This window comes from Tatumella terrea, from assembly GCF_039523755.1.
Classification (GTDB): Bacteria; Pseudomonadota; Gammaproteobacteria; order Enterobacterales; family Enterobacteriaceae; genus Tatumella; species Tatumella terrea.
This window is the reverse complement of record NZ_BAAAFX010000025.1, coordinates 59,844-68,233: the sequence shown is the minus strand read 5'-3', so window position 1 is coordinate 68,233 and position 8,390 is coordinate 59,844. Positions and strand designations below refer to the sequence as shown.

General features: G+C 52.0%; 7 protein-coding genes and 1 other annotated feature. Of the genes, 3 read left to right on the top strand and 4 right to left on the bottom strand.

Annotation, left to right across the window (positions count from 1 at the left end):
* Positions 1-299: 299 nt before the first annotated feature.
* From clpB to rluD, 3 genes are all read right to left on the bottom strand, one after another.
* A complete protein-coding gene (clpB, locus tag ABD035_RS16725) occupies positions 300-2,873 on the bottom strand; it encodes an ATP-dependent chaperone ClpB (protein ID WP_343871257.1) in 2,574 nt (857 codons plus the stop codon).
* Positions 2,874-2,998: 125 nt separating this feature from the next.
* Positions 2,999-3,730: a purine nucleoside phosphorylase YfiH gene (yfiH, locus tag ABD035_RS16720; RefSeq protein ID WP_343871255.1), complete on the bottom strand. Its 732-nt coding sequence runs from the start codon at positions 3,728-3,730 to the stop codon at positions 2,999-3,001.
* Positions 3,727-4,707: a 23S rRNA pseudouridine(1911/1915/1917) synthase RluD gene (gene rluD / locus ABD035_RS16715; protein WP_212714630.1), complete on the bottom strand. Its 981-nt coding sequence runs from the start codon at positions 4,705-4,707 to the stop codon at positions 3,727-3,729. The genes yfiH and rluD overlap by 4 nt, the downstream gene beginning before the upstream one ends.
* A 128-nt stretch (positions 4,708-4,835) precedes the next feature.
* Between rluD and bamD the strand changes: the two genes are divergently transcribed.
* On the top strand, positions 4,836-5,570 hold the full coding sequence (gene bamD / locus ABD035_RS16710; RefSeq protein ID WP_343871253.1) for an outer membrane protein assembly factor BamD: 735 nt from the start codon (positions 4,836-4,838) through the stop codon (positions 5,568-5,570).
* Between the two features lie 381 nt (positions 5,571-5,951).
* On the opposite strand, the gene ABD035_RS16705 is transcribed toward bamD, so the two are convergent.
* A complete protein-coding gene (locus ABD035_RS16705) occupies positions 5,952-6,302 on the bottom strand; it encodes a DUF6404 family protein (RefSeq protein ID WP_343871252.1) in 351 nt (116 codons plus the stop codon).
* A 319-nt stretch (positions 6,303-6,621) separates the two neighbouring features.
* Here ABD035_RS16705 and raiA point away from each other — a divergent pair, with 319 nt between their 5' ends.
* Positions 6,622-6,954, top strand: coding sequence for a ribosome-associated translation inhibitor RaiA (gene raiA / locus ABD035_RS16700; protein WP_212714627.1), 333 nt, complete (start codon positions 6,622-6,624; stop codon positions 6,952-6,954).
* 97 nt (positions 6,955-7,051) lie between these two features.
* Positions 7,052-7,177, top strand: a sequence feature (Phe leader region).
* A 34-nt stretch (positions 7,178-7,211) separates the two neighbouring features.
* Complete coding sequence (gene pheA, locus ABD035_RS16695; RefSeq protein WP_343871251.1) at positions 7,212-8,372, top strand: bifunctional chorismate mutase/prephenate dehydratase; 1,161 nt, start codon at positions 7,212-7,214, stop codon at positions 8,370-8,372.
* The last annotated feature ends 18 nt before the right edge of the window (positions 8,373-8,390 follow it).

Sequence of the window (8,390 nt, the reverse complement as noted above, 5' to 3'; positions counted from 1 at the left end):
TTGCTGTTGCGAGGTGGCGTATATTACGCTTTTCACCTCAGGAGTCAACCACTATTTCGTGATTTTTTTCTCCCGGACCGAATCGCTTCAGCCCCTGTCACGCCGCTGCGCATCGCGCTTTGCCGTGTCAGTGGGAGCGCATTATAGGGAGATAATTTTTTCTGACAAGGGTTTATTTCAAATAAATTGCCGAGTGTCGCTTTTTCAGCCATTTCGGGTTAAAAAAGCACAAAACCGATGATATTCATAAAAAAAGCGGACGATAAACGTCCGCTTTCCGGTTTTTTCTTACGATCAGATTACTGATGCGCCACGATTTCCCCGTCTCTGACATCCATTTCGATGATTTTTCCGGGAACCAGTTGCCCGGACAGAATTTGCTGGGCTAACGGGTTTTCAATCTCATGCTGGATAGCCCGTTTCAACGGACGCGCACCATATACCGGGTCAAAGCCGGTTTCACCCAATAACTTCAGCGCATCATCAGAGATGTGCAACTGATAGCCACGTTCTTCCAGACGCTGATACAGCCTTTGCAACTGGATACGTGCAATAGAAGCAATATGCTCTGCCCCCAGCGGGTGGAAAACCACAACTTCATCGATACGGTTAATGAATTCCGGACGGAAGTGCTGGCCGACGACACTCATGACCAGGGCTTTCATCTCACCGTAATCCAGATCACCAAAACGTTCCTGAATCATGTCTGATCCCAGGTTCGACGTCATGATGATGACCGCATTACGGAAATCAACCGTACGCCCTTGTCCGTCAGTCAGTCGTCCGTCGTCCAGCACCTGCAACAGAATGTTAAAGACGTCCGGATGCGCTTTTTCAACTTCATCGAGCAGGATCACAGAATAAGGACGTCGTCTGACAGCTTCGGTCAGGTAGCCGCCTTCTTCATATCCGACATACCCCGGAGGGGCACCCACCAGCCGGGATACCGAATGTTTCTCCATAAATTCGGACATATCGATTCGCACCATGGCGTCATCGCTGTCGAACAGGAAGTTCGCCAGAGACTTACACAGTTCGGTTTTACCTACCCCGGTCGGCCCCAGGAACAGGAAAGACCCTACCGGACGGTTGGGATCCGCCAGCCCCGCACGACTACGGCGGATGGCATTCGCGACCGCTTCCACGGCTTCATTCTGACCGATAACACGATCATGTAATGCCTCTTCCATCCGCAGCAGTTTGTCACGCTCCCCTTCCAGCATTCTGGCGACCGGAATTCCGGTCCAGCGCGCCAGCACATCGGCAATCTCTGTATCCGTCACGCGGTTACGCAACATCTTCATCGATTTGCCTTCAGCCTGGGTCGCAGCGGCAAGCTGTTTTTCCAGTTCCGGAATTTTTCCGTATTGCAGTTCAGACATTTCGGCCAGGTTACCGGTACGACGCGCCTGCTCCAGTGCAATACGTGCCTGTTCCAGATCCGCTTTAATATTCTGCGTGCCGGTCAGCGAAGCTTTTTCAGCTTTCCACTCTTCGTCCAGTTCCGCATATTCGCGTTCTTTCTGATTTAGCTCGTTCTCAAGCATCTCAAGACGCTTAACGCTGGCATCATCTGATTCTTTCTTCAGTGCCTGTTGTTCCAGTTTTAACTGAATAATCCGTCGTTCCAGCCGGTCCAGTGATTCAGGTTTTGAATCGATCTGCATACGAATGCTGGAGGCGGCTTCATCGATCAAATCGATAGCTTTATCCGGCAGTTGCCGGTCAGCGATATACCGGTGTGACAAATTAGCCGCCGCGACAATAGCCGGGTCCGTAATTTGTACATGGTGATGCAATTCATAACGCTCTTTCAGGCCGCGAAGAATAGCGATGGTATCTTCGACCGTAGGCTCATCCACCAGCACTTTCTGGAACCGGCGCTCCAGTGCCGCGTCTTTTTCTATATACTGACGGTATTCATCCAGAGTGGTCGCCCCGACGCAATGCAGTTCACCGCGCGCCAGCGCAGGTTTAAGCATATTACCGGCATCCATCGCACCATCAGCTTTACCGGCCCCCACCATGGTGTGCAGTTCATCGATAAACAGGATAACATTACCTTCCTGTTTGGAGAGATCATTGAGGACCCCTTTCAGGCGTTCTTCAAACTCACCGCGATATTTCGCCCCGGCGACCAGCGCCCCCATATCCAGCGCCAGCACGCGGCGACCTTTCAGGCCTTCCGGGACTTCACCGTTAATAATACGCTGCGCCAGTCCTTCCACGATGGCCGTTTTACCGACGCCAGGCTCACCAATCAGGACAGGGTTATTTTTGGTACGCCGCTGCAGGACCTGGATCGTGCGACGGATTTCTTCATCACGACCGATGACAGGGTCCAGTTTCCCCTGCTCTGCCCGTTCGGTCAGATCGATGGTGTATTTCTTTAATGCCTGACGCTGGTCTTCAGCACCCTGTTCGTTCACGTTTTCGCCCCCACGCAACTGTTCTATGGCACTGATGAGTTTGTCGCTGTTTGCTCCGGCCGATTTCAGAATATCCGCCAGAGCTCCGCGTGAATCCAGCGCAGCCAGAACAAAAAGTTCAGATGAAATAAAAGTATCACCGCGCTTTTGTGCCAGCTTGTCACACAAATTGAGTACGCGGATAAGATCAGCGGAAGGCTGGACGTCGCCGTCACTGCCTTCAACCTGAGGAAGTCGTTTGATTGACTGTGTTATTTTTTCCCGCAGAGCGGCAGCGTCCAGCCCGGCAGAAGTAAGTAAAGGAGTCAGCGATCCCCCTTCCTGAGTCAGCAGAGCACTCATTAAGTGAAGAGGTTCGATAAATTGGTTGTCGTTGCCGAGTGCCAGTGACTGAGCATCAGCCAGCGCTTGTTGGAATTTATTGGTTAGACGATCCAGACGCATAATTCCTCCTGTTAAAGGTCAAAATGCTACAGGAGATTAAATGAGGCCAATCCCTCAAATATTCAAGTTTTATAACCCGGAAAACTAAGAAAAATTACACATACAGGATCGTCCAGCGGCTAAGATTATACCAGCCACACCAAAGTTGCCATACGTCCGGTCACGCTCTCCCGGCGGTAGGAGAAAAAAGCCCTGGGTTCGGAATAGGTACAACGCCCGCCACCATAGACGGCAATGACGCCGGCACGGGAGAGACGCTGTCTGGCTAACATCCAGAGATCCGCGAGATACTTTTGCTCAACAGGGATAAAGGCTTCTGCCGCTGCGGGGTCGTGGGCAATAAACGTATCGCGCACTTCCGGGCCGACCTCAAATGCCTGCGGGCCGATGGCCGGGCCCAGCCACACCAGGATATCTTCCGGCGGACTGCGGAACGTTGCCAGCGTGCTTTCAAGAACACCGCCACATAACCCCCGCCAGCCGGCATGGGCTGCAGCCACCTCCCGCCCGTCTCTGGAGCAGAAGATCACCGGCAGGCAGTCTGCCGTCATCACTGCGCAAACCTGCCCTTCTGCCCGGGTATAGCAGGCGTCGGCCTGCGGAACAGAACCTTCGGCCTGCGGTAAAGTAACGACATCGGTTCCGTGAACCTGATTAAGCCAGAGCGGCATCGCCGGTAAGCCGGCGAGATCACACAACAGGTGACGGTTTTGGCGGACATGTGCAGGATCATCGGCAACATGTGCCCCCAGATTCAGGCTGTCGTACGGCGGCTGACTGACACCCCCGATTCGGGTTGTCGAGCAGGCTCTGACGTTCGCCGGTGCCGGCCACTCCGGAATAATCAGTGAACTCATAACCAGTCCATGTCGTCTTTATGTAGTTCCGTATCTGCTTTCAGTGCATCGATTAATTCGACCATATCCTGCGGCAATGCCGCATGCCATTCCATCTCAATCCCGGTGATCGGATGGTAGAGACGTAACATCGTGGCATGGAGCGCCTGACGGTCGAATCCTCGCAGGACAGAAATAAACTCTTCTGAGGCATTCTTCGGCGGACGTGGACGACCGCCGTACAGCTGATCCCCGACCAGCGGATGACTGAGATGAGACATATGCACACGGATCTGGTGGGTACGACCGGTTTCCAGACGCAGACGTAACCGGGTATGGGCACGGAAATGCTCCATAATACGGTAGTGGGTGACCGCCGGTTTGCCCATCGGGTGTACGCTCATATGGGTGCGTTTGGTCGGGTGACGGGCGATAGGCTCATCAACAAAGCCTCCGGCCGTCATGGTTCCGATAGCCACCGCCTCATATTCACGGGTGATTTCACGACGTTGTAACGCGTCTACCAGGTGAGTTTGCGCCGGTACGGTCTTGGCTACGACCATCAGTCCGGTGGTATCTTTATCCAGACGATGCACAATCCCCGCCCGCGGAACATCCGCAATGGCAGGATAATAATGTAATAATGCGTTTAATACCGTACCATCAGGGTTACCGGCACCGGGATGAACGACTAACCCGCGCGGCTTATTGATCACCAGAATGTCATCGTCCTCGTAAACGATCTCGAGCGCGATATCCTGAGGTTCCCAGCGAAGTTCCTCTTCAATTTCGGCATCAATAGTGATTCGTTCACCACCGAGGACTTTTTCCTTAGGAACGGTGGCCGGGATACCATTCAGGGTGACCCGACCCTGTAAAATCCACTCTTTTATGCGTGAACGTGAATAATCAGGGAACAATTCCGCTAAAGACTGATCTAAGCGTTGTCCAAGTTGCGCTTCGGAGACTGTCGCGGTGAGTTGTACTTGTTGTGCCATATAAGCTTCTTTCGTTAACGTTGGGTTTTCACGGCAAAGCCGTTTACTATAATGTGCTATCTTAGCTGATCATCAATGGACGCTTCACAGAAAGCCTCCGCTAAACCTTTGAGGATAATCATTTCGTCATGACGCGTATGAAACATCTGGTGGCCGTTGCCACTCTGGGCCTGGCACTGGTAGGTTGCTCCGGCTCTAAAGACATTGTCCCGGACAACCCGCCTTCGGTGATCTATGCAACCGCCCAGCAAAAACTGCAGGACGGCAACTTCAGGGCTGCCATTACCCAGTTAGAAGCACTGGATAATCGTTACCCGTTTGGTCCGTATTCTCAGCAGGTGCAGCTTGATCTGATCTATGCCTACTATAAAAACGGGGATATGCCGATGGCCCAGGCCACCATCCTCCGTTTTATGCGACTGAACCCGACACATCCTAATATTGACTATGTCATGTATATGAAGGGTCTGACCGACATGGCGATGGATGAGTCAGCAGTGCAACACTTCTTCGGTATCGATCGCTCTGACAGAGACCCGGCCTATGCCCGTCAGGCATTTACCGATTTCTCTCAACTGCTGCAGAGCTATCCGAACAGTCAGTACGCCGCTGATGCCAGACTGCGTTTGGTGGCTTTAAAAGACCGTCTGGCTAAACATGAACTTTCTGTGGTGCAATTCTATACCAAAAGAGGGGCTTATGTCGCGGTTGTTAACCGGGCACAGGACATGCTGACAAACTATGCAGATACTGAGGCGACCCGCCAGGCACTTCCGCTGATGGAAAATGCTTACCGTAAGATGCAACTCAACACCGAGGCCGATAAAGTGGCCAAAATCATCGCGGATAACCAGAAGCGTTGATTCGGGGCATCCTCCCCCGGAGTACGACGAAAAAAGCAGCCCATCGTGGCTGCTTTTTTGTAATCCCGTGGGTTGTGCTTCTCCCGGCAACAGATTTGATGGGGCGGGAGCCCTGTCAGAGAGGCACAATTATACTGTTCCGCTGACTGTGGCCTCTTTCGCTTGCGAAGCAGATGCCAGTCATGGCAAGACGTACGATCCCGGGGCTTAAGAAGCTCTTTGCTCAGGCCGCAGAAACGCACAGAGGTCTTAAACATTGCACGTAAGCAGGAGGATTAATGCATGGGTCGGGGACTTGCTGTACTTCTTTCCCTGACGGTTTCAGTCGCCAGGGCTTTTTTCTTCACACGCGCTGATGGCAGGATAATGCCTCTTTCGGGATTAAAGGCTTTTCCATTCCGGCAATTTTTTTACCTTTCTGCGGTACAGGTGTGAACCTGCCGCCATTAAGCCGAACAAGAGTCCCGCCACACTACCCGCAATCAAGGCCGCGGTTATCGTGTAACCTGCTTTCTGCCAGGCGAAAAACCACATGAACATCCCCCAGGGCAAACCAAATCCCGGCGCTGCCAGCAGGGCGATTAGCCAGAAGGGGGCTACCGGGAAAGGAGGGATCCGCACTCCCCTGGCCCATAAGAACTTCATCAGAAGTGGTGTGCGATGAGGTTGCCATACCTGTTTTTCTTCTAAAATCCGAATGGCTGTTTTTTTCCTTTCATCAAACGACGTCATCTCTGCCCCTCTGATTAAGCCTTTACACTATTTCTATCCTGCATCCTAAGCTATCCCAGAGACGGGAATAAGGACCTCACGCCCCGTGGTCAGGACCTCAGAATCATGGAGGAGCGCGGTGACCAGCGTCTCCTGATCCTACCAATAATGGCCGGTAATAATGGTGTATTCAATCATTATCTGTACTTTTCTCCGCGCAGCTTAGGAATTTTGCTAATTAACAAAAAGTGACTTTATTTTGTGATCCAGATCACATTATTCTTAACTGAAGCCGTTAATCTGAATGTCACACGATGGTAACAACAGAGAGGTAAGTGCGATGATTATGAACATCACCAGTAAACAAATGGAAATTACCGACGCTATCCGCAACCATGTTGAAGACCGTCTGACCAAACTGGAGAAGTGGCAAACCCAGCTGATTAATCCCCATATCGTGCTGTCGAAAGAGCCAAAAGAATTTGTCGCCGATGCGACGATAAATACGCCCAATGGCCCGCTGGTCGCGACCGGCAGACACACAGATATGTATGCCGCCATTAATGACCTGCTCAGCAAACTTGAACGCCAGCTGAATAAGGTTCAGCATAAAGGTGAGGCAAGACGCGCCTCAGCCAGCGTAAAAGACATTATTCCGGCTGAAACAGAATAACCTGAGATTCCCCGAACGCGCCCGCAGGGCGCGTTTTTAGTTGACGCGCCCTGGCGCAAAAGTTACTCTCGGAAAACATCTTCCAGGGACAACCTGCTATGCAAACCTCCGTGTTTTTCTTCTCATTCTTTTTTAGCGCATCTTCTGCCGGGAGACCTGTCGTCGTTTAAGAATGAATGAGAAGACGAACAGCAAAGCCTCCCGCCCGGGGGGCTTTTTTATTGGGTATAAAAATAACAGGAATACAGGTGACAAAAATGAGCGCAGAGCCCTCTTTAGAGCATTTACGGGAAAGGATCACCCGCCTGGATGAACAGCTTCTGTCTTTACTGGCAGAACGTCAGGAGGTGGCTGTCGCGGTAGGCAAATTCAAAATGACCACCCACCGCCCTATCCGTGATATCGAAAGGGAAAAGCAACTGCTGGAGAAACTGATTGAAAAGGGACGTCGTCAGTCATTAGACAGTCAGTACATTACCCGCATTTTTCAGTTGATTATTGAAGAATCGGTACTGACCCAACAGGCTCTGCTGCAGAAAGCTCTGAATCAGGCGCAGGAAAACAGTGCACGGGTTGCCTTTCTGGGACCTAAAGGCTCTTACTCACATCTGGCAGCACGTCAGTATGCATCCCGGCACTTTTCGCATATGACCGAGGTCGGTTGCAGTAAATTCCGGGACATTCTGCAACAGGTCGAAACCGGGCTGGCGGACTATGCCGTATTACCCCTGGAAAATACCAGTTCCGGTTCGATAAACGATGTCTATGATCTGTTGCAGCACACCAGTCTGCACATTGTCGGAGAACTCACCGTACCGATTGACCACTGTATCCTGGTGCCCGCCGACACCCGGCTGGATGATATCACTACCGTTTACAGCCATCCGCAGCCTTTCCAGCAATGCAGCCATTTCCTGGCACGGTATCCACACTGGAAGATTAAATATACCGAAAGCACCGCAGCCGCCATGGAAAAAGTGGCAGAATTGCAGGATAGCCAGGTCGTGGCGCTGGGCAGTGAAGCCGGCGGTAATCTGTATAATCTGCAGGTGCTGGAACGTAATCTGGCTAATCAGCAACAAAATATGACCCGCTTTATTATCCTGGCCCGTAAGCCGGTGAAAGTTTCTGCACAGGTCCCGGCCAAAACCACCCTACTGATGGCCACAGGCCAGCAATCCGGGGCGCTGGTCGATGCATTGATGGTACTCAGGAAATATGGTCTGGTAATGACCAAACTGGAATCCCGTCCGATCAACGGAAATCCCTGGGAGGAGATGTTCTACCTGGATATTCAGGCCAATGTCCACGCAGAGGAAATGCAACAGTCTCTGGAAGAACTGACCGCCCTGACCCGCTTCGTTAAAGTCCTGGGCTGCTACCCGGGAGATAACGTCATTCCGGTCTCCGTCGACTGACGGTTCAGGGCACCTGAG

Bases quoted from the DNA above. Each gene is read 5' to 3' on its own strand.
- rluD (WP_212714630.1), bottom strand. From the start codon at position 4,707: ATGGCACAACAAGTACAACTCACCGCGACAGTCTCCGAAGCGCAACTT.
- raiA (WP_212714627.1), top strand. From the start codon at position 6,622: ATGATTATGAACATCACCAGTAAACAAATGGAAATTACCGACGCTATC.
- ABD035_RS16705 (WP_343871252.1), bottom strand. From the start codon at position 6,302: ATGACGTCGTTTGATGAAAGGAAAAAAACAGCCATTCGGATTTTAGAA.
- bamD (WP_343871253.1), top strand. From the start codon at position 4,836: ATGACGCGTATGAAACATCTGGTGGCCGTTGCCACTCTGGGCCTGGCA.
- pheA (WP_343871251.1), top strand. From the start codon at position 7,212: ATGAGCGCAGAGCCCTCTTTAGAGCATTTACGGGAAAGGATCACCCGC.
- clpB (WP_343871257.1), bottom strand. From the start codon at position 2,873: ATGCGTCTGGATCGTCTAACCAATAAATTCCAACAAGCGCTGGCTGAT.
- yfiH (WP_343871255.1), bottom strand. From the start codon at position 3,730: ATGAGTTCACTGATTATTCCGGAGTGGCCGGCACCGGCGAACGTCAGA.